The organism is Bradyrhizobium sp. USDA 4451 (assembly GCF_054822585.1).
The window spans coordinates 2,703,268-2,724,682 of record NZ_JBTRCH010000001.1 but is presented as its reverse complement, the minus strand read 5'-3'; the positions used below and the strand labels follow the sequence as shown (position 1 = coordinate 2,724,682).

Here is a 21,415-nt window from a genome sequence, read left to right as displayed (position 1 = left end):
CTAACCGACTAGCTGCGTGACCGAGAGCAGCGCCGTCATGACCGACACGATCAAGCCGCCGACCACGGTGCTGATCGTGATGATCGCCAGCGGACCGACGATGCCGACGACCCGGTCCAGGCTGCGCTGCAATTTTGCTTCGTAGAATTCCGCGACCCGCCCGGCCAGCACCGGCAGCTGGCCGGTCTCTTCGCCGAGCCGCAGCATGCGGACCGCCATCGGCGGCAGGCTGTCCGCCACCGCGAGCGCTTCCGATAATTTTCCGCCATGGCGGACGCGGTCGGCGGCGGCCGTCCAGTTCGCCTCGCTCCCGGTCACCGCCATGATGTCGACCAGGATGCGCAATGCGGCCGTGAGATTGACGCCGCTGCCGAGCAGGACGCCGAGATTGCGGCAGAACAGGCTGGCACGGTAGAACTGGAAGGCACTGCTGATGCCCGGCACCCGCGAAATGCCGTTGACCAGCGCGGCGCGCACCCGGGCCTGCCGCAGCAGCCACCACGCAAGTGCGATCGTCGCCGCACTGATCAAGCTTGCCGCCGTGGCATTGGCGCGCAGGAAGTCCGACACCGCGATGAAGCTCGCGAGCGCGGTATCCGATTTGCCGCCGAAGTCGCCCAGCACGGTCGAGAATTGCGGCAGCACGAACAGCAGGAAGAACAGCATCACGCCTGACGCCGCGACCAGCACGAAGGCCGGGTACTGCATCGCGTCGGTCAGCTTGCGCCGCATCTGCTCGGAGCGCGCGCGTTCGGTGCCCAGCATCTCCAGCACGGAATCCAGCGTGCCCGAGATTTCGCCGACCCGAACGAGAGCGATGTACATCGGCTGGAACAGGGTCGGATGATCCGCCACCGCGTCGGCAAAGCTCTCGCCGGTGAGCAGGGCGGCGCGGATTTTCGCCACCACCGGACGCATCCGTCCGACGTCGGCATCGCCGGACAACAGCTCCAGCGCATCGTCGAGACGCGCGCCGGCTTTCAGCAACAGCGCGAGATCGCGCGTGAACGTGGTGACCTCGGCGGCGCTCGGGCCGCCGAACAGGCTGCGGCCGCCGGCGGCGCCGGACGCGCGCCTGTCCTCGGTGGTTTCGATCGGCAGCAGCTTGAGATATTCGATCCGCCGCGCCACTTCGGCCGCGGTCGGGGCGGAGATCGTGCCGTTCACGATCTCGCCGGCCTGGGTCAACGCGCGATAGCGATAATTCGGCACGGCGTCACCGCACCGTCGCGACGCGGAGGATCTCGGCGGGCGAGGTCAATCCGGCGCGGCATTTGGCGACCCCATCATCGAGCATCGTGGTCATGCCCGAGCGGATCGCCATGGTGTCGATCTTCAGCCCGTCAGTCCGCTCCCCGATCAGTTCGCGCAATTCATTGGACAGCTCGAGCAATTCGAATGCGCCGAGGCGGCCGCGATAACCGGTTCCACCGCACCGTTCGCAGCCGCAAGGCTCGTGAATGATCTCGCCGGCCTTGAAGCCGATCGCCGCGAGCCGGGGATCCTCGGTGAAATCGGCGGGGGCCAGCGGCCGCGCCGTCTTGCAGCGCTCGCACAATTGCCGGACCAGGCGCTGCGCGATGACGCCGCGCAGCACCGAACGCAGCAGATAGCCTTCGACCCCGAGGTCGAGCAGCCGCGGCACCGCGGCAGCCGCGGTCTCGGTGTGCAGCGTCGTCAGCACCAGATGCCCGGTCAGCGCCGCATGCACCGCGACATGCGCCGTCTCGGAATCGCGGATTTCACCGACCATGATCACGTCAGGGTCCTGGCGGACGAAGGAACGCAGTGCGGTGGCGAAGGTCAGGCCGATCGCCGGCTTGATCTGGGACTGGTTGACGCCGGGGAGCTCGTATTCCACCGGATCCTCGATCGTCAGGATCTTGCGGCTCGGCTCGTTGAGGATCGACAGGATCGTCGCCAAGGTCGTGGTCTTGCCGCTGCCGGTCGGCCCGGTGATCACGACCATGCCGTGCGGCAGCTTCAACAGCCGACGCAGCTTGGCTTCGTCGGACTCCGAGAATCCGAGCTTCTCGACGACCAGCAGGCCGCGATCCTTGGGCAGGATGCGGATGACACAGGACTCGCCATGCTGCGTCGGCATGATCGCGACACGGATATCGATGTCGGTACGACCTGCCCGCAGCCGCGCTGCGCCGTCCTGCGGCAGACGACGCTCGGCGATATTGAGGTTGGCGATGATCTTGATGCGGGAGATCACCGCCTGCGGCAGCACGCCCGACAGCGCCGCGACCGGCCGCAGCAGGCCGTCGATCCGCAACCGCACCATGAGGCCCGCGGAAAACGGCTCGATATGGATGTCGCTGGCGCGGAGCTCGACGGCCTTCTCGATCAGATCGTTGACCGCGCGCACCACCGGTGCGCCGCTGGCGAGATCGCGCAGGCTCTCGATGTCGTCTTCGCGGGGCAGCGCCGCCGCCGGATCGGCGCCTTCCGCCTCCTCGGCGCTGGAGGAGTTGTTCAGCGCGATGGCGACGTCTTCCGACGACGCCACCTTCACCTCGATGCCGGCGCCAAGCACGATCTGTGCCGCCCGCAAGGTCGCCTGGTCGGTCGGATCGACGACGGCGAGCACGGTGACCTCGCCGGCCGTCCGGCACGGATAGACCATGGTCTCACGCAGGAAACGCGGCGAGAACGACCCGACCAGCGGCTCGGCCGAGGTCATGTCCTGAAGCGTCAGACGGCCGAGCGCGAAGAAACGCGCGGCCTCGTCTGCGAATTCGGTCGGTGAGAGACTGGTGATCTCCCACAGCTTCAGCTGCCTGACGTCGGCCCCCGGCCCGGTCCGCTCAGCCGATCCGTCGACCGGCGCCAGGTGATTGTTCTGACGCAGATAATCCACGAACCGAACGGACAGGTCGTTGGCCATTCCCTATATCCCGCCACACTATCCCGGATCAGTCCGTGCCAAGGGCCGCTGCGTGCCGCCGCATTCGGCTCCCGGCAGTTCTGCGGTTATCGATCCGAAGTGTGACAGCTGTGCGAAGTCAGATCGCTCGCCGCACTCAAGAAACCTTGACGTGGCATCGCGGACACGGTGCACGATTTTGGTGCGGGGCGTGGGGAGGGTCGCGAACGACAATCATGTAACCAATTTATTTCTGTCATGTTCGATCGCTAAGAGTCCCTGCGGGGTAGGACCGATCGTCGCAGACAATCGCAATATCAGTTAGTAAGAGCGAAGGGCCTTCATGCAACGCGTAGGCACAGTGGGCCGCTGCCCGACGATCCGTGGCGGCCTGGCAGCCATTTTTGCCTTGGCGTCAATGGGGTTGTTGGCGTCGTGCAATTCCGCGACGGTCAGCGAAAGCGTCGATGCGTCCCAGCTCGACGTCACCGACAAGGTACGCTCGCTGGATCTGCTGCCGCGCCAGCCGCAACAGGTGAACGCGCTGGCAGGGACACAGGGCAGCCAGAACGGCAGCGTCCGCGCCGCGATGTATGAGGGCAGCGAAGTCACCGCGGTGGTCGACGCGCGGCCGCAACCGGCATCGAATGGCAATGGCTTCGACCTGAATTTCGAGAGCACGCCGGTGGCGACCGTCGCCAAGGTCGTGCTCGGCGACATCCTGCATGTCGGCTACACCATCGACCCGCGGGTGCAGGGCACGGTGAGCCTGGTGTCGGTCCGCCCGGTGCCGAAATCCGACATGGTTTTCGTGCTTGAGAATGCGCTCCGCCTCAGCGGCGTGGTGTTGCTCAAGGATACGGCAGGCTATCGTCTGACGCCGCTCGGCGACGCCGTCGGCGGCGGCCGCGTCGATGCCGCGGCGGCCAATCCGGAACCCGGCTTCGGCATCTCGGTGGTTCCGCTGCAATATGTGTCGGCCCAGACCCTGCTGAAGCTGACCGACAGCTTCGCCACCAGGGCGGGCGCGATCCGCGCCGACACGACCCGCAACCTGCTGCTGATCCAGGGCACCGGCGCCGAGCGCCGCACGGCGGTCGACACCGTGCTCAGCTTCGACGTCGACTGGATGCGCGGCCAATCGGTCGGCATCTTCCCGATCTCGAGCGGCTCGCCCGCGCCCGTCATCGCCGAGCTGGAGAAGATCGTCGATTCCGGCGAGAACGGGCTCAGCCAGAACGTCATCAAGTTCATGCCGATTGCGCGCCTCAACGCGATCCTGGTCGTGACCAAGAAGCCGGACATGCTGCATACGGCCGCGACCTGGATCAAGCGGCTCGACCGCAACGACACCGCGCGCACCACGGTCCATGTCTATCGCGTCAAATACGGCGATGCGCGCCAGATCGCGCGGGTCCTGACCGACATGTTCCTCGGCGGTTCGTCCGGCAATCTGCTCGACAGCGCCGACAGCCAGCTCGCGCCCGGCTCCGGCACCTCGTCGAGCTCGAGCGTCGCCGACCGCCTGTCGCTCAACAACAACAACGGCTCGAATTCGAGCATGGGCGGCTTCGCATCCCGCGGCACGTCAGGGACCGGCTCGACGGGCCAGGGTCTCGGCCAGGGATTTGGCGCCGGCGGCCAATCGAATAATCCCAACAATCAAGGTCAGGGCAACAACGCCGCGCTGGATAGCGGCCGTGGCGCCAGCGGCGGCAACGGTCAGCCGGTCATGCAGGACGTGCGGATCACGCCCGACGTCGTGAACAACAATCTGCTGATTTATGCCGACCAGGCCAACTATCGCATCATCGAGGCGACGCTGCTGCAAATCGACGAGCCGCAACTCCAGGTCGCGATCGACGCCACGATCGCCGAGGTCACGCTCAACAATACCCTGTCCTATGGCGTGCAGACCTACCTCACCAGCCAGAACCTCGGGCTGAAGCCGAACACCGGCTCGATCCTCGGCACCCAGGCGACCGCGGCGCCCGCGACCACGACGGATGCGACCACCGGGGTGGTCAGCGCCGCGGGCTCGCTCACCAATGCCTACATCAACCAGGCCTTTCCCGGCTTCAATTTCCTGATCGGAAACGCGACGCAGCCGAGCCTGATCCTGGACGCGCTGCACGCCGTCACCAGCGTCAAGGTGCTGTCCAATCCCTCGCTGGTCGTGATCAACAACCAGGTCGCCACCTTGCAGGTCGGCGACGTCGTCCCGGTGTCGACCGGTAGCGCGACGGTGCTGACCACCAGCAACACGGTGGTCAACACCATCGACTATCGCAACACCGGCATCATCCTGAAGGTTTCGCCCCGCGTCAGCGTGAACGGCACGGTGCGGCTCGATGTCGAGCAGGAGATCAGCAACGTTCCCCAGAGCAGCGGCAGCACGGTGAACCTGACGCCGACGGTGTCGGAACGGCGGGTCAAGAGCCAGATTTCGGTGGCCAACGGCCAGACCGTGCTGCTGGCGGGCCTGATCAGCGAACAGCAAAGCGGCGCCCGCAATGCGCTTCCGGTGCTGGACCAGATTCCCGGCCTCGGAGATGCCTTCGGACATCAGAGCAACGGTACCCAGCGCACCGAGCTGATCATCTTCATCCGCCCGCAGATCATCCGCAACGGCACCGACGCCCAGGTCGTGGCCGAGGAGCTGCGATCGAAGTTGCGTGGCAGCATCGCCACGACATCGACCAATGCACCGATCACCACCAGCTATCACTGAGCCGGACGACAGGATGCTCCGCATGTGTGCGCAACGGACCAGCTACTGCGCCTCTGCCGCGATCGCGCTTTGGGCCTTGACCGCTTCAGCCGCGAGCGCCGACATCGCGGCGCGCGGGACGGCCGCCTTCCATCGCGGCGATTATGCCCAGGCGTTTCGCGAGCTCTCGCCGGCCGCCGAACGCGGCAATGCAAGAGCCCTCGGCCTGCTCGGCTTTATGTACGAGCATGGCTTCGGCGTGCCGCAGGCCTACGCCGCCGCCGCCGATTGCTACTATCGCGGCGCGATGCTGGGAGACCCGTTCGCGCAAGCGATGCTCGGCCTGCTGTACGACAAGGGCCACGGCGTCCCGAACGACTACGTGCTGGCCTACAAATGGCTCAATCTGGCGGCGGCCCGCACTGGCGGGCGGCAACGCGAGGCCTATGTTCGGTTCCGCGATGCGGTCGCAGGCAAGCTTTCGACCTATGAGATCATTGCCGCCCAGCGATTTGCACTGGAATGGACCCCCGAACTGCCCGGTCGGGACGTGCACCTGACGGTCAAGTAGCTGCGGCTATGAACTCGACCGCGCGGGGCTCGCAGACACGCGCCTGCTTTGCAGCTTCGGCCGCCGCAACCGGCGCCAGCCGATCACGATGCCGCTGATCGAGATGATCATGCCGACCGCCGACAACAGCCACACCACGACATCGCGCGCCGGCGAGATGCGCAGCAGCAACGGAAAATCCAGGCTGTGCAGCGCATTGAACAGCCAGCGATAGGAACGGCGGCTGTCGTCGCTGCGATCGAGGATTTCGGCGGTGATGGGGGAAACGTGCAGCCAGGTGCGGGCGGGATCGTCGAAGACGATGCGCAGCACGGGAAGCTCGCGCGCCTGGTGCAGCGTGTACCAATAGGCATCCGGCTCATCGAGCCGTCGCGCCGATATCATCACAGCGCCCGGCATGGCGTGGCGCGCTGCGGCGATGATCTCGTCCTGCGCGAGCGTCGCGGGCGCACCGGTCACGGGATCGGCGAGGCTCCGGCCGCCGTTGCCGTCACTGAGCAGCATCAGCCGGCGTCCGCCGATCCAGACGAAGCGCGCCTCCACCGCCGGTATTGACGGCGTCGACTGAAAGTCGGCCACGATGTCCGGCGCGTCGTGGCCGCTATAGTTCCTCGCGATCTCGCGGGTGATGCCGCGAGCGGAGAACGCGCCGCCGGGATTGAGCGACAGCCAGCCGCTGAACATCCAGGTCAGGACGAAGATGCCCCCGATCAGGCCGGCGACGTGATGCCAGGTCATCCAGCCGCGATAGGGCGAGACGGCGTCGTCGGCGTAGCGGCGCGTCAGCCGCAGGCGGAGGATGCCGATCCAGAAGCCGGTGACCGCGACCACAAGGCAGACGCCCGAGATCCACAGCACGACATCCCGCCACAGCGCCCCGTCCTTGCGCAGCACGGTCGGATAGATCCAATGCGGGATCGAGCCGATCCAGTTCCAGATCCGCTCGCGCCGCGTGGTGTCGAGCGCGATCTCGCCGCTACGTGAGGAGACGTAGAGCTCGGTGCCATCGGGATCACCAAGGCCGATCAGATAGAGCGGCCGCAGCGGATCGAAGCGTGCGGTGACCGACCATTGGTCGCGTGTCACCGTATCGAGCAATTGCGGCCGCACCGCATGCGGATGATGGCGAGCGACCGCGAGTGCCTGATCCGGCGAGACATGGTCGATGACAGCACCGTCGATCGCCGAGATCGTAACGGAGCCTCCCTTCCAGCCGGTCACGCGATAGACCGGAACATCGTCCATCATCGAGAGGCGGAGATCGCGGGGATAGTGCTCCATCCCCGCGATCGCCATCGCGCGATCGGGTGCGACCTGCACCTTGCCCCACGAAATGACCGGGAGCGCAGACAGGCGCTCGCTGTCGGTGAGGCGCGGAAACGCCACATACATCATGACGAGGCCGGAGATGAACCACATCGCGAACAGCAGACACGTCGCAATGCCGATCCAGCGATGGACGACATAGAGCCATCGCCGCGCTCGCCGGATCAGAGCGTTGCGCATGATCAGAACTTCACGTTGACGGACAGTTCGGCGGTGCGCGGCATGCCGAGCAGCCACTGTCCGGTGCCGTTCGAGGTCGCCGCGTAAACCTTGTCGAACAGATTGTAGACGCGGAACGCCACTGTGTTGCGGTCATCCGGCCTCCATCTGATGCCGCCATTGACCACGTTGTAGCCCGGCCGCAATTGGCTGTTGGCGAGATCGGAGTACATCGCGCCTACGAGCTGCACGCCGCCATAGACCGACCAGTTGGGCGCAAAATCCCAGGTCAGCCAGACGTTCGACACCTGCTGCGGCACATTGACCGGGACATTGCCGTTGTAGCTGACGATCTTGCCGCCGACCACCTGGCTGTTGTTGTCGTACCGGGCGCGCAGCAGCGCCAGGTTGGCGTCGACACGCCAGCCGTCGTTCAGCGCGAGTCCGATCGATCCTTCGACGCCGCGGGATGATTGCTGGCCGATCTGCAATGCCAGGCCGGCGGTCGGATTGCTGGGATCAGGAACCGTCAAGCCAGTCTTGACGATCTCGTAAGCAGCCAGCGTCCACTCGCCGCGGCCGCCCCAGAACGACTGCTTGACCCCGATCTCGGTCTGCTTGCCGATCGCGAGCTGGAAGGTCTTCTGCGAGACGGGCAGCGAGATCAGGTTGCTGACCGGATCGACGCCGACCGCATACTGGCCATAGAATGCGAGGTTCTTGATCGGCTCGTACACCAGCCCGGTGCGCCAGCTGGTTCCCGACAGCGTGGTTTCAAAACTGTTCGCCGGCGTCTTGTAGTCGGTGCGATCGACCTCGGGCCGGTCGTACCGGACGCCTGTCACGAGCGACAATTGGTCGGTCAGCGACAGGCGATCCTCGGCGAACAGCGCATATTGATTGACGACCGCGTTGAAGCCCGGCGTCGTCGCCGTCGTGGTCGCGAAGAACGAACCGGGATCGAACACGTAGGGATTGACCGATGACGCGCCGCCATAGGGCGAGTTGTTGATGTGGGTGAAGTCGATCCGGTTGACATCGAACCCGGCAACGACCTGGTTCGCGAGCCCGAACATGTGACCGCTGAAGGTCGCATCCATCCGGTTGCCGAGCTGCTTCTGGTCATGGAATATCTCGATATAGCTCGAACGATCGATCAGCCGGGTGTTCGGATTCCAGCTGTAGTTCTCGATGTCGCGCCAGTGCCGCTCGCTGGTCAGATAATACAGCGTGTTGTTGAGCTTGATGCCGTCGGCGACATCCCATTCGGTCCTGAACTGGGTCCAGCTGTCCTGGTAGCGGATCGCGCTGTCTGATGCGTTGTAATTCTTGAAGCGCAGCGCGTCCTGGATCGAACCGTTGATCAGCGGCGTGCCGAAATAGCGCGACGGGCTGCGGTCGCCATAATCCTCGGACAGCGTGAAGGCGAGATTGTCCGACGCCTGCACTCGGACGGCTGCGGAGACCACCGCATTCGAGGTCTTGTCGCGATCGACCCAGCCGTCCGACATGTTGCCGGTGGCGTTGATCCGGTATGACACATTGGGATTGATCGGACCGGTGCTGTCGACCGAAAGCCGCCGCGTCATGTTGCTGTCGAGCGAGACCTCGGCCTCGTTATACGATGTGTTGAGCGGCTTCTTCGGGATCACGTTGATGACGCCGCCGATCGCGCCTTCGCCGTACAGCACCGATGCCGGACCGCGCAGCACCTCGATGCGCTGCGTCGACCAGGTATCGTAGGGGAACGTCAAGGTGCCGGAGCCGACATAGAAGCGCGTGCCGTCATACAAGGTCATCACCGAGTTGCTGCCGGCAAAGCCGCGGGTGCTGAACGACAGGCCGCCATTGCCGGGCGCCGGCGTTGCGATGAACCCGGCCGCGTCCTGGGTGACGGCATCGAGCACATTGTGCTGGCCGCGTTCGGCAATGGTCTGCGCCGTGACGATCTCGACGCTGGCCGGCGTCTGTAATGGCGTGAGGTTGAGACGGCTGCCGGTGCCGCCCGGCGTGTTGGCGTTGAGCGTCGGCGATGCCGTCCCCGATGTGCCCGACGCCGCGGCGTGCGGCGTGCCGCCCGCTGCCGCTGACGCTGCGGGTCTCGCGCGCGGCCGCGACGACGCGGCGGTATTGCTGCTGCGCGCCGCGGGCCTGGGCTTTGCGGACGCCGAGGGCGACACCTCGATCGGATCGAGGCTTGTGGTTGGAGCTGTTTGTGCCGAGCCTTCAGCCGGCAGCAGCAACGATGACAGGGAGCAGACGAGACCGAGGCGCCATTTGCGCGCAACGGGAGAGGACGGAGACATGAAAACGACTCGCGGTAACGTGGCACGTCACCGCGAACGCGGACTGGCGCATCGCCGAAAGGGCAGTGCTCCGATCCCACCAGGACGCCCCCGCCCGATGTGCTCGCGTGTGACCACGACTGACGGCAGGTCTCCTGGCTCACGGGTCATCGCCTGTCGACGCCTTCCCGGGCGGATAGCCCAGTGGCAAATTTGACGAAAGGCTCGCCGTTTACAGTTGCGGGGACAGCTGCGGCATTGGGGTTACCCTCGCACCGCATTCCCTTTTGATCCCCGAAGGGAACCGTCGGTGAAAACGATAGGTGCAGTCGGCATGGCTGTCAATTCGATGCGATTGTCGCACGCATGCTTTCATGTCACGCGACGCATCCCTGCATCACCTCATCGATCTCCGCACGCGAGAGCGCGCCCATCTCGGCGATGAACACGATCCGCGTGCGTGGCACGCCGGGCGCCGGCACGCCGCCGGCAGCCAAGGTCGCGCGGCCGCCGGCGAGCTGAAACACCGTCAGCCGTCCGGGCTGCTCGACCGTCTCGAACAAGCCCTTCGCGCGCGCCAGCTTCGGCGCCAGTTTGCCGATCGCCTGCTGCAGGCGCGGCAGCGATACCTGCCGCTCCGACGTCCAGCTCAGCGTCTCGAACCGGTCGGACACCGGCCGTCGCGGCGCGGTCTCGCGCGGCGCGGGCAGATGATCGAGATCCGCCGGAAACAGCAGCTCCGCCGGCACCTCGCCATGCACGGCATCGACGATCACAGCCGCCGGACGCACCACGCGCACGGCATCGCGAATCGCGGCGCACGCGGCTGCATCGGCGAGATCGACCTTGCTCAGCGCCACCACATCGGCCGCCCGCAGCTGCGCGCGCAGCAGCGCATCGTCCAGCGCGGCGACCGGCTGCGTGGCGTCGACCACGCACAGCACGGTCTCCAGCGGCGCCTCCTTCCAGATCACGGGATCCATCAGATTGCGGACGATGTCCGCGGGATCGGCGATGCCGCTGGTCTCGATCACGATGAACTCGGGACGCGGATCACGCCGCAGCAAACTGGCGAGCGTGCGCAGCAGGTCGCCCTCCAGCGTGCAGCAGATGCAGCCATTGCTCAGGCTGACCACGCCGTCGCTGGCGCCCGCGATCAGCTCGGCATCGATATTGATCGCGCCGAAATCATTCACCACGGCGGCGATGCGCCGTCCTTGCGCATGCGCCAGCAGATGGTTGACGACCGTGGTCTTGCCCGCCCCGAGAAAACCCGCGACCAGCAGGATCGGGACCGCCACCTCAGCCTCCGGTGACGGGCCGGCGCACCGGCCGGCCGGGACGCGCCGCGACGTCGAGCACGCCATCATTGATCAGCGGCTGGCCGCTGACCACGAGATGGCGCACGCCTTCCGCCGGGCGATTCATCGCAGAGAAGGTCGCGCGGTCGCTCAGCGTCTCGTAGTCGAACACCACGACGTCGGCGTCGGCGCCGGCCTGCAGCCTGCCCTTGGCGCGCATCGCGGGCGTGCTCGCCGACAGGATCTCGGCCGGGATCAGCGCGCATTTGCGGATGCCCTCGAGCAGCGACAGCTTCTTGCGCTCGCGCACCCATTCGCGGATGAAGCGGGTGAAGCAGCCCGCCGAGCGCGGATGCGAGGTGGCATCGTCCGGCAGCGGCCAGGCGTCGCCGCTATAGGGACGGCCATCCGACAGCGTCCAGGGCATCGCGTCGGAGGCGATCGCGCCGCCCGGATACAGCACCGCCATGTCGAGCAAATCGCGATGATGCGAATTGTTCTCGATATCGAGCACATGCCACAGCACCAGCGCCGAGGGATCTGCGGCCTGCGCCGCCAGCAACTCCTCGCGGCTGCCGAAGCGGTGACCGTCAGTCACGCGCTGCACTGAGTCGTAGCCGAGACCGTTGCGCTCCTCGAATTTCGGATCGCTGAAGAAGGTCGCGGCCAGCACGGTCGAGCCGGTGCCATAGGGATAGGCTTCCACCGTGATCGGCAGGCCCTGCGCCTGCGCTTTCGCGATCAGCGCAACGCAGCGCTCGATGTCGGTCTTGCTCGACGAGTTGAAGTGGCAGATGTGCATATGCGCGCCGGTGGCGCCGGCATAGCCGATCAGGCGGATATAGGCCTCGGCCGCGCTCTCGGGGTCGATGCGAGACATGTAGGCGACGTGGGTGAAGGTCGGCACCGCATGATTGGCCGCGAGCTGGCACACCGCGGTCAATTCCTGCACGCCGGCGCCCGGCGCATAGGCGTTGAGGATGCCGATGCCGATGCCGCCCTCGTTCAATCCATTGGCGAGACGCTCGAGGATGCCGCCGACCTCGCCCTCGGTCGCGACGTTCTCGATCCAGCGCCGATCACGCATCGCGGCGCCGAACGATTCCAGCGAGCTCTCCGAATTCGAGCCGGTCATTGCGCCGATCCGCGCGAACGCCCAATTGGCGGCGGCGCCGTAGTTCAGCACCCGGCCCTTCTCGGCCTGCCGCTTGTACCAGGACGCCACCGGCAGCACGCCGGCCTCGAGGTCGAGCGTCGTCGTCACCCCGTCGAACGCCTGCATGCGATCGGCCGGAATGGTCTGGCCATGCGCGTGCAGGTCGATGAAGCCCGGCGCCACCACGAGCCCGGTCGCGTCGATCTGCCGCTCCGCGCCGCCGAGCCCGGTGCCCACCGCGGCGATCTTGCCGTCGACGACGGCGACATCGCCGATCGCGTCCATCCCGCTGGCCGGATCCACCACCCGGCCGCCGCTGATCACCAAACCACCCATCTCGCCACTCCCCGCATTCCGAAACCGATCGGTCGCTTTCCGAGCACAGAGAAGCGCATCGCGCTGATCACAGCAACCGGGTCAGGGTTGTGGCGACATGCTCTGGCGGAATGTCCGCCGCGCCGCGCATATGGATCGCATCGGCGGCGCGCATAGGCGCCCCAATTCGCTAGATTCCCTCGAATTGCAGCCGCGCCAGCCGCGCGTAGAGGCCGCCGGCGGCGACCAGCTCGGCGTGGGTGCCCTGCTCGACGATCTTGCCGTGGTCCATCACCAGGATGCGGTCGCAGGACAGCACGGTCGCGAGGCGATGCGCGATCACCAGCGTGGTGCGGTGGCGCATCAATTCCTCGAGCGCGGTCTGCACCAGCGTCTCGCTCTCGGCGTCGAGCGCCGAGGTCGCCTCATCAAGCAGCAGCAGCGGTGCGTCCCGCAGGATCGCGCGCGCGATCGCGATGCGCTGGCGCTGGCCGCCGGAGAGCGTCACGCCGCGCTCGCCGAGCTGGGCGTCGAAACCTTCAGGCAGCCGGCGCAGGAATTCGGTGGCGTGCGCAAGATCGGCGGCGCGCTCGACCTCGGCATCGGTGGCGTCGGGCCGGCCGAACCGGATGTTCTCGCGGGCGCTGGCCGCGAACACCACGGAATCCTGCGGCACCAGCGCGATCCGCGCCCGCACCTCGGCCGGATCGGCCTGCCGGATCGGCACGCCGTCGAGCGAGATGGTGCCGGATTTCGGATCGTAGAAGCGCAGCAGCAGATGGAACAGCGTGCTCTTGCCGGCGCCGGACGGGCCGACGATCGCGACCTTCTCGCCGGAGCGAACCGAAAGCGAGACGCCGTCGACCGCCAGCGCATTGGGCCGGGTCGGATAGGCGAAGCTGACATTGTCGAAGCCGACATCGCCGCGTGCCGGCTGCGGCAGCGCGCGCGGCGACGCGGGGGCTGCGATCTGCGGCTTGACGCGCAGGATCTCGAACAGCCGCTCAGCGGCGCCCGATGCAGCCGAGACCTCGCCCCAGACCTCGCTGAGCTGACCGAGGCCACTCGCCGCGAACGCGGTATAGAGAATGAACTGGCCGAGCCGGCCCGGGCTGATCGTGCCGACCAGCACGTCATGCGAGCCGACCCAGAGGATCACGACGACGCTGGCGAACACGATGAAGATCACGATCAGCGTCAGCACCGCGCGCGCCTTGGTCGAGCTGCGCGCGGCCTGATAGGCCTGCTCGACCTCGCCGGCAAAGCGTGTCCTGGCGAGCCGCTCGCCGGTATAGGCCTGCACGGTGCGGATCGCGTTGACGAGCTCGCTCGCATAGGCGCTGGCATCGGCCAGCGTGTCCTGGGCGGTGCGCGACAGCCGCCGCACCCAGCGGCCGAACGCGACCAGCGGGATCACGATGACCGGGATCGCGAGCAGCACGAAGCCGGACAGCCGCGGGCTCGTGATCACCATCATCGCGGCGGCGCCGAAGAACAGCATCAGATTGCGCAGCGCGATCGAGACCGAGGCGCCGACCGCGGACTTGATCTGGGTGGTGTCGGCGGTGAGCCGCGACACCAGTTCGCCTGATCGTGCGGAATCGAAGAACGCGGGCGACAGCGAGATCAGATGCGCGAACACGTCGCGCCTGATATCGGCGACGATGCGTTCGCCGATCGTCATCACCAGGTAGTAACGCGAGGCGCTGGCACCGGCGAGCACCGCGACCACCGCGATCATCACGCTGAAATAGCTGTTGATCATCGCGATGCCTTCGGGCGTGAAGCCCATGTCGATCATCCGCCGCACCGCGACCGGCACGATCAGCGTGGTGATCGCCGCAATGGTCAGCGAGATCAGCGCCAGGATCGCCCGCCCCTTGTAGCGCGCCACATAGGGCGCGAGCGCCAGCAGCGGCCGCAGGCGGGCGCGGCTCTTCGCCGGCTCCGTGATCTGGCTCTCGATGAAGCCCTCCTCATCGAGCAATGCGTCGCGCGGCGGCTGCGGGGCGCCGTGCGGGGTCTCAAGCTGTTCGGCTATGCTCATCAATCTAGACCGGTTCTATCGCCCCCCACATAGGCCCGCCGACCCCCGGCTGGCAAATCCGGTAAAGTCCCAATCCGGTGATGGGCTTAAAGCCCTTTCCTGGCTTGTTTTGGGGGGCTCCATGGGTTATAGAGCCGGCCAAATCCCGTACCTGAATGTCTTGAGATGGGCGCCGGCGCGCCGAAGGAACTGTCATGAAAGCCGATATTCATCCGAATTATCATACGATTAAGGTCGTCATGACCGACGGCACCGAGTACCTGACCCGCTCCACCTGGGGCAAGGAAGGCGACACGCTGAACCTCGACATCGACCCCAAGTCGCACCCGGCCTGGACCGGCGGTACCCAGCAGCTGATGGACCGCGGCGGCCGCGTCTCGCGCTTCCAGAAGAAGTTTTCGGGCTTCCTCAAGAAGGACTGAAGTCCGCTTCGGGATCGCCTTCGTGGTCGAACGCAAAACGCCTCCGTCTCGGGGGCGTTTTTGTTTTGGGGGCGGTCCGGATCGGTTGGATGGACAAGCGCGCCACTCCCTCCACGCCGTCGTCCCGGCGACCCATAACCACCACATTCGGTGATGAACGGGATTGTGGCCCCAGCGCGCGCAACAATGCGCATTCCGGGGTAATGGGTCCTGGCTTTCGCCAGGACGACGGTAGGGACGGTTCGCGATTCGTGCCCACACCACGTGCTGTCATCACCCGCGAAAGCGGGTGATCCAGTATTCGAGAGGCCGCAGTGCTTGAGCCGAAAGGCCGCGGCGTACTGGATCGCCCGGTCGAGCCGGGCGATGACAGTTTGAGTTTGGATACAGCTTCGCATTCTCGCGACACGATCTGTCCGAGCTTTTGATTTCGTTCCGCCCTCCTCTCACAGAGGGCGCAGGGAAAGCCGGGTGCCGATCGCACCCATGGGCCCCGAGCAATGGGTAGAAAGCTCGGGGGTAGGACCACAGGTGTAACCGGAGCAATCCGGCTTTCCCTGCGCGATGGCTTACGGCTTATACGTGCTCTCCCCGGCGAGACTTGGCTTTGTTGTCACCGTCTTCACAACGCGCATTTGCGCAATCGGAAGAGACACCTACCGCTAGGGCGTCAGGCCTGCACGATTTCACCGTCCGCTTCATGCGCATTCGTCGACTGCACAATCCGCGTCCACCGCATCTCGACCCGCGTTCGTGACGACCGCGAAGCGCCCCTCATGTCGGGCGAGACGGGAAAATTCATACACCGAATTGCTCTTCGGATAAAGCGAAAAATTTTTGTAGCGAGCCCTTGACGCGTTTTTGCTGAGTTGCCCGTCGGGTTGTTTTGTCTCACCCGCCGCATCGGGATTGCTGGCGCAAGGCTGCGGAGGTCGCACGCAGCAAGTGAACGTTCCCCCGAATCTTCGGCGATGTCTGCTTCGCTCCGACACCGGCCGGCCTTTACGCAGCCGCGGCCATGTCGCGATGGGCCAAGACGCGACGTTGTCCCGACCTTGTGACCGCCAGTCGTTGCCCGCTAAGGTCGCGAATGACGAAATGCGAAATGGAAGGCTCGTGCATGAACGCTGCGATCCGACGCCTGAGGTCAGGCGATGCGGCGTCTTTCAAGGCAATCCGCCTGGAAGCGCTCAGAGCAAATCCAGAATTGTTGCGAAGCACCTTTGAGCTGGAGGACGGGTCGGACGTGACATGGTTCGCGAGCCGGCTTGAAAACGCGCACATCATGGGGGCGTTTCGAGACGACGAACTTGTCGGGACAGCAGGCTTCGCCGTCCAGGAGGGGCGACCGAATGCTCACAAGGGCAGGCTGTTCGGCATGTACGTTCGACCAACTTCAAGAAACCTCGGCATCGGACGTCTGCTGTTGAACGCGGTGCTGGATGCCGCGCGTGAAAATGTCGAACTCGTCCAGTTGAGCGTCGTCCGAGACAACCAACCTGCCCGACACCTCTATAAAAGCGTGGGCTTTCGAGAATATGGCGTGGAGACAAAGGCCTCAAAGTATGACGACACGTATTACGATGAGGAGCTCATGGTCCTCGACTTCGGGCCCCGGATCTTATGAGCACACGCCGCTAAGGCGCGATGAGCTTCGGTTGAATCGTCGTCGCGTTCTTGTCTGTGGATGGGTAGAGCCAACGGGTCCGCGCAACGCGCGGCCCGATGATAAGCTCCGCGAAACCCATCAGGCTGCAACCGCGTGGCAAGATGATGGGTATCGCTTCGCTCCACGCATCCTACGGGCTGCCGCTTGATCACGCTTTATCGCGAATGCCTTGCTCGCTTGAGCTCGGCGACCTTGAACTTCCCCGCGGCCTGCAGGCTGCTGCAAAGCCACCAGGCTCGGTTTCGGTACTCGCCCAGGAACCATTTGGTCTCGACGCAATCGACATATGATTTGTAGGTCAGGTTGTCCCGGCAGGTTGCCGAGAACGGTCCATATGTATGTCCGCCCGTCGACTCGCTGCAGCCGACCCAGGGGTCCTTGCCGTGCGGCATGCTCGACTCGCAACCACCGTTGCAATTGCTGGCGACCTTCTCCAGCGCGGCAATCCTGCCCAGCACCGTATCCGGCGCCGGCGACGGCGCGCGCACGGTTGACGATCTCGTCTGGGCGGTTCTCGATCCGCGGTGCGATACCCCGGTGGTCGCCGCCTGCGTCGGACGATTTGGCCGGGCCGCCGGCTTCGGCGCTTCGACCGTGATGGACGGAAGCGGCTTGGCGGAATCGGTTTGTGACGCTGCCGGACCGCACAACAAGACGGTCGACAAGACGGCGGCAGCTGAAGGCGCGACAAAGCCTGGCGACAATCTCATGACTTGCCCTCCCAAATCCGGGACGGAACAGCCGTCCCGAGAAGGGCACGGTAGCATAGATCGCGAGTTGCGCTACCGAGGGTTGAGGATATTTCTGACGATGGCCGGGCGTTTCCGGGACCGATACACGCCTGGTCTGCAGACGCCGTTCGAAGCGCCGGCGGCGAAGCGTTGAGTGACGCCGTCACGCTGATGAACAATGGTTGACCCTAACGATCCCCGAACGCCAGCCGCGCGCCGAGCGCGACCAGGATGCTGCCGCCGATCCGCTGCATGATCCGCTGCGACCTCCGCGAGCGCTCCAGCTTCGCCATCACCGCGCTGGCGAACAACACGCAGACGATATCGACCGCCGAGAAGGTCAGGTTGACGATCGTGCCGAGCAGGACCAGCTGGGCCCAGACCGGAACGCCGGCCGACGCATCGACGAACTGCGGCAGGAATGCCAGGAAGAAGATCGCGGTCTTCGGATTCAAAACCTCGACGACGATGCTCTGCGCGAAGGCCCGCTCGGCGGAGAGCGGCGCCAGCTCAAGACGTTTGCTGCCGCGATCGCGAAACAGCGACAGCCCGAGCCAGACCAGATAGGCCGCGCCCGCAAACTTCATCGCCATGAAGAGCGGCGGCACCGCATGAAACAGCAGAGCGAGGCCGGCGGCTGCGGCGATGACGTGGACATAGCCGCCGAGATGCAGGCCGAGCGATGCCATCAGTCCCGCACGCCGGCCACCCGCCAAGGTGCGAGCCGCGGCGTAGAGCATGGCTGGTCCCGGGATCAGGGCGAAGGTCGCGGTGGTGATCGCAAAGGCGAGATACAATTCCATGTGAAGACTCAATCTCCGGACAACGAGGGGGCTGGACGGACGCGACTTCCTCCGCCGTCATTGCGAGCCAACGGGTCGCGCGAACGCGCGCCCGATGACAGGCTCCGCGAAGCAATCCATCTGCCCGCACATGCCGATGGATGGATTGCTTCGTCGCTGTCGCTCCTCGCAATGACGAGCTGCGTTCGTTCATCACGCCTCAGTTCGCCGGGATCATCGCTGCGACTTCGCGATCGACCGGATTGTCGCTTTCGCCGAGCCCCGCGATCACACCGGCGCGGTCCTCGAGCTTGCGGTTCTGGCTCATCTTCTTCTTGGCGTCGATCCGCGTGATCGGCATCCGCACGCCGACGATGCCGCGGAGCTGCGCCTTGATGAAATCGGCGGGCGCATCGCTGACCTGCCAGACCTCCTTGCGCGAGCTCTCGTGCAGCACGGTCAGCCGGGTCACGACGTCGAGCAGGCGGTCGGCATCCTCGAAGAACTCGGCCGCGCCATAGGCGTGCACGGCGACGTAATTCCAGGTCGGCACCACCTTGCCGTGCTCGGCCTTGGTCACATACCAGGACGGCGTCACATAGGCGTCGGGGCCCATGAAGATCGCCATCGCCTCGCCGATCGCGGGCAGCTTCCACTGCGGATTGGGCCGCGCGACGTGACCGTACAGGGTGCCGTACGCGCCCTCGTCCGCGTTGAGCATCAGCGGCAGCGGCGTGCCAATCAGCCCGTCGGCGGTCGCGCTGACCAGCGTCGCCAGCCTTGACGCCCGCATCGCGGCGTGGATCGGCCCGAGCTCTTCCATCTTGAAATGCGGCGGCAGGTACATGACGGACCTCTTCGATTGCTCGCATGATAGCGCCAAAGTGGCTTAGGATAAGGGCCACTTTCGATTAAACTGATTGGTCCACTATGCCCGCCTCCGTGCCACGATCAGCGGTCGACCGCGTGCGCGGCAGACCAGGGCATGGACTGGTCAGCGCCGGCTCGATGCCGATTGAGCTATTTCTGTTCGGCCTGCTCCGGCCGAATGGTCATCGTGTGCACGCGCTTCGGCTCGGTGAGCGAGTTCGGCGCCGGCCCTGCTGCTCGCTTGGGGGATTCGGCGCGCGCTTTGGCGGCCTCTATCAGCGCGGCGCACGTCGATTGATCGATGGTGAATTCGAAGGGGGCGCTATCATCGGGCGCGAAAAGGACTCGATGGATCACCACTCCATTCTTTTGAAACAGCGATACGCGGCGATCAAAGCAAAACCTGCCGGCAAATCCAAGTCGCTGCTCCTCGCCTTCAGCCTTGTTGCGAGGAAGCATTCCCGCATCATTCGCCCTGTAATGCACATCGACGACGTTGTCGTGCGACGTCGCGGATTGGAAGGCAATCGGCGGGGTCACCGATTTCTCCCGCTTCGCATCGAACGCGCGAGCCATCGCGTCGATGGAATGAGCAATCGCCTCGGCCATTTCCGCAGGCGTCTTGAGCTCCGGATGACTGGTCGTCTGGCTGCCAGCTTTGCCAATTGCGGCGACAAGAAGCGGTACCGAAGCGGCTGCCGCTATCAGCGAGTATCGCCAAGAAAGCACCGTGACCGTCTCCACATCGCGAGCTTCACGCCGATGTAACGGCTTGGACTTACTGCTCGAACGCGGCCTTGAGGCGGTTGAGCTGCGGCACCAGCGGGTTGCCGATCGACGAGCGATCGGGCGCCGGCGCGTGGATCGTGGTGTCGAGGCGGCGGACGCGCGCCTGCAGATCCATCGAGCGGGCGATCAGCTGCTGCAATTGCTCGGGCAGCTTCATCACCATGTCGGCCGGGCCGGGATCGGCGGCCGACAGCTTCACCTTGGTCTTCTCGCGATTGGCCTGGGTCAGCGTCATCTCGCCTTCCTTGACCGCGCGATGCAGCAGCAGCCAGGACGCGAGCTGCATCAGCCGCGTGGTCAGGCGCATGCTTTCGGTGGCATAGGTCAGGCTGACGGACCGTTCCAGCGCCTTGGCTTCGGCACGGCCGTCGCCGTCGAGATAGGCGGCGGTCTGCTCGACCAGGTCCATGCCTTCCCGGAACAGCACGCCGAATGCCGCAGAATTGGTCAGCCGTTCACTGAACAGCACAAGCCCGGCTTCGTTCTGGGAACGATCGGCCATGGTTAACGCCCTCACACCATCGTAACGCCCGCCGGCATCTCACGCGCCAGCTTATGATGAACAAATCATTGCGCGGGCGCGCCGAAGAGTCCAGCCGCAACCGGATTTATGGTTTCCAGCCGCGGACGCAACAAAAAAGAGCCGCCGTTTCCGGCGGCTTTGAAGTTGATAACAGGGAGGCGTCAAACAGAGTGGACAGGAGCCACTCGGTGTCCAAACGAGGACAATGCAGTCATAATCGAGAAAGCTTAACCGACCGTAAATGAGCGGATTTCTTCAGGCTTTGTTTGCCATGTCGGCCATTGACCTAGTTTGGGACAGGTGGCGTCACGCCGCTGCGTAGCCCGGATGGAGCGCAGCGTAATCCGGGGGCCGGTGCAGACGCACACGACGCCTCCGGATTACGCGGAGCCTGTCATCGGGCGCGCGTTCGCGCGACCCGTTGGCTCGATCCGGGCTACGAAGGAGATCGCTTCGCGCGCTACGACTTGAAAATGCTGTTGGCCGCGTCCTTCGATGCGCTCTTCTTCGCCATCGCCTCTTTCAGGCGGTCCGCTTCCGCGTGCAACAGCGCGATGCGCTCAGCCAATTCCTCGACCGACAAGAGATAGAGATCCTGCCCGATCTCGTGGCTGATCTTCTTTCGCGGCCGGTCCTCATCCTCAATCGGCATGTGTCCTCCCGGCGATGTGATCCGATGTCGCGCACCCGGAGAAGGTGAATATCCGCGCGCAGGAGAATTTTGCAGCGACTTTGCCGTGCGTGCAACATCTGACGCGCATCCGTGCCGCGCTGACCCAATGGCTCACTCCGGCCGCAAGGCGTCCCCCGCCGGTCGAGAAAATCAGCCCTGAAAAAGCCGCGCATCTGGCGGCCCGGTTCGGGGCTTAATGGCGTTTCGCTTCGAT

The 21,415-nt window shown here is 65.2% G+C and carries 17 protein-coding genes and 1 riboswitch; of the genes, 5 read left to right on the top strand and 12 right to left on the bottom strand.

Going from position 1 to position 21,415, the window contains the following annotated elements; all coding sequences use genetic code 11:
• Positions 1–1,212: a type II secretion system F family protein gene (locus tag ACVMB0_RS12560; protein ID WP_456750478.1), complete on the bottom strand. Its 1,212-nt coding sequence runs from the start codon at positions 1,210–1,212 to the stop codon at positions 1–3.
• Between the two features lie 4 nt (positions 1,213–1,216).
• A complete protein-coding gene (locus ACVMB0_RS12555) occupies positions 1,217–2,893 on the bottom strand; it encodes a GspE/PulE family protein (RefSeq protein WP_461346428.1) in 1,677 nt (558 codons plus the stop codon).
• Positions 2,894–3,215: 322 nt separating this feature from the next.
• On the opposite strand from ACVMB0_RS12555, the gene gspD reads away from it, so the two are divergent.
• Together gspD and ACVMB0_RS12545 are read left to right on the top strand one after the other, a co-directional pair.
• Positions 3,216–5,603 carry a type II secretion system secretin GspD gene (gspD, locus tag ACVMB0_RS12550; protein WP_461346427.1) on the top strand — a complete coding sequence of 796 codons (2,388 nt, stop codon included), beginning with the start codon at positions 3,216–3,218 and terminating at the stop codon, positions 5,601–5,603.
• Between the two features lie 22 nt (positions 5,604–5,625).
• Positions 5,626–6,153, top strand: a complete 528-nt coding sequence (locus ACVMB0_RS12545; RefSeq protein ID WP_456750481.1) for a tetratricopeptide repeat protein — start codon at positions 5,626–5,628, stop codon at positions 6,151–6,153.
• Between the two features lie 6 nt (positions 6,154–6,159).
• On the opposite strand, the gene ACVMB0_RS12540 is transcribed toward ACVMB0_RS12545, so the two are convergent.
• The 5 genes from ACVMB0_RS12540 to ACVMB0_RS12520 form a co-directional block, all read right to left on the bottom strand.
• On the bottom strand, positions 6,160–7,659 hold the full coding sequence (locus tag ACVMB0_RS12540; RefSeq protein WP_461346426.1) for a PepSY domain-containing protein: 1,500 nt from the start codon (positions 7,657–7,659) through the stop codon (positions 6,160–6,162).
• Between the two features lie 2 nt (positions 7,660–7,661).
• A complete protein-coding gene (locus ACVMB0_RS12535) occupies positions 7,662–9,944 on the bottom strand; it encodes a TonB-dependent receptor (RefSeq protein ID WP_461346425.1) in 2,283 nt (760 codons plus the stop codon).
• A 107-nt stretch (positions 9,945–10,051) separates the two neighbouring features.
• Positions 10,052–10,247, bottom strand: a riboswitch (cobalamin riboswitch).
• 53 nt (positions 10,248–10,300) lie between these two features.
• Positions 10,301–11,224, bottom strand: coding sequence for a CobW family GTP-binding protein (locus ACVMB0_RS12530; RefSeq protein WP_461346424.1), 924 nt, complete (start codon positions 11,222–11,224; stop codon positions 10,301–10,303).
• 1 nt (position 11,225) lies between these two features.
• A complete protein-coding gene (locus tag ACVMB0_RS12525; RefSeq protein WP_461346423.1) occupies positions 11,226–12,716 on the bottom strand; it encodes an amidohydrolase family protein in 1,491 nt (496 codons plus the stop codon).
• A 169-nt stretch (positions 12,717–12,885) separates the two neighbouring features.
• Positions 12,886–14,742, bottom strand: coding sequence for an ABC transporter ATP-binding protein/permease (locus ACVMB0_RS12520; RefSeq protein WP_461346422.1), 1,857 nt, complete (start codon positions 14,740–14,742; stop codon positions 12,886–12,888).
• A 194-nt stretch (positions 14,743–14,936) separates the two neighbouring features.
• Between ACVMB0_RS12520 and rpmE the strand changes: the two genes are divergently transcribed.
• The 3 genes from rpmE to ACVMB0_RS12505 all read left to right on the top strand — a co-directional run bounded on the left by rpmE (position 14,937) and on the right by ACVMB0_RS12505 (position 17,718).
• Positions 14,937–15,164 carry a 50S ribosomal protein L31 gene (gene rpmE / locus ACVMB0_RS12515; RefSeq protein ID WP_016845230.1) on the top strand — a complete coding sequence of 76 codons (228 nt, stop codon included), beginning with the start codon at positions 14,937–14,939 and terminating at the stop codon, positions 15,162–15,164.
• 1,120 nt (positions 15,165–16,284) lie between these two features.
• Positions 16,285–16,791, top strand: coding sequence for a GNAT family N-acetyltransferase (locus ACVMB0_RS12510; RefSeq protein WP_461346421.1), 507 nt, complete (start codon positions 16,285–16,287; stop codon positions 16,789–16,791).
• Positions 16,792–17,223: 432 nt separating this feature from the next.
• A complete protein-coding gene (locus ACVMB0_RS12505) occupies positions 17,224–17,718 on the top strand; it encodes a hypothetical protein (RefSeq protein ID WP_461346420.1) in 495 nt (164 codons plus the stop codon).
• Positions 17,719–17,752: 34 nt separating this feature from the next.
• Here ACVMB0_RS12505 and ACVMB0_RS12500 read toward each other — a convergent pair whose 3' ends face one another.
• From ACVMB0_RS12500 to ACVMB0_RS12480, 5 genes are all read right to left on the bottom strand, one after another.
• Positions 17,753–18,367, bottom strand: coding sequence for a LysE family translocator (locus ACVMB0_RS12500; RefSeq protein ID WP_461346419.1), 615 nt, complete (start codon positions 18,365–18,367; stop codon positions 17,753–17,755).
• A 199-nt stretch (positions 18,368–18,566) separates the two neighbouring features.
• Positions 18,567–19,193 carry an FMN-binding negative transcriptional regulator gene (locus ACVMB0_RS12495; RefSeq protein ID WP_461346418.1) on the bottom strand — a complete coding sequence of 209 codons (627 nt, stop codon included), beginning with the start codon at positions 19,191–19,193 and terminating at the stop codon, positions 18,567–18,569.
• A gap of 173 nt (positions 19,194–19,366) precedes the next feature.
• Positions 19,367–19,960: a hypothetical protein gene (locus ACVMB0_RS12490; RefSeq protein ID WP_461346417.1), complete on the bottom strand. Its 594-nt coding sequence runs from the start codon at positions 19,958–19,960 to the stop codon at positions 19,367–19,369.
• A 34-nt stretch (positions 19,961–19,994) separates the two neighbouring features.
• A complete protein-coding gene (gene rcdA / locus ACVMB0_RS12485) occupies positions 19,995–20,507 on the bottom strand; it encodes a protease adaptor protein RcdA (protein WP_074128824.1) in 513 nt (170 codons plus the stop codon).
• Positions 20,508–20,988: 481 nt separating this feature from the next.
• Positions 20,989–21,180: a DUF1192 domain-containing protein gene (locus ACVMB0_RS12480; RefSeq protein ID WP_461346416.1), complete on the bottom strand. Its 192-nt coding sequence runs from the start codon at positions 21,178–21,180 to the stop codon at positions 20,989–20,991.
• Between the last annotated feature and the right edge of the window lie 235 nt (positions 21,181–21,415).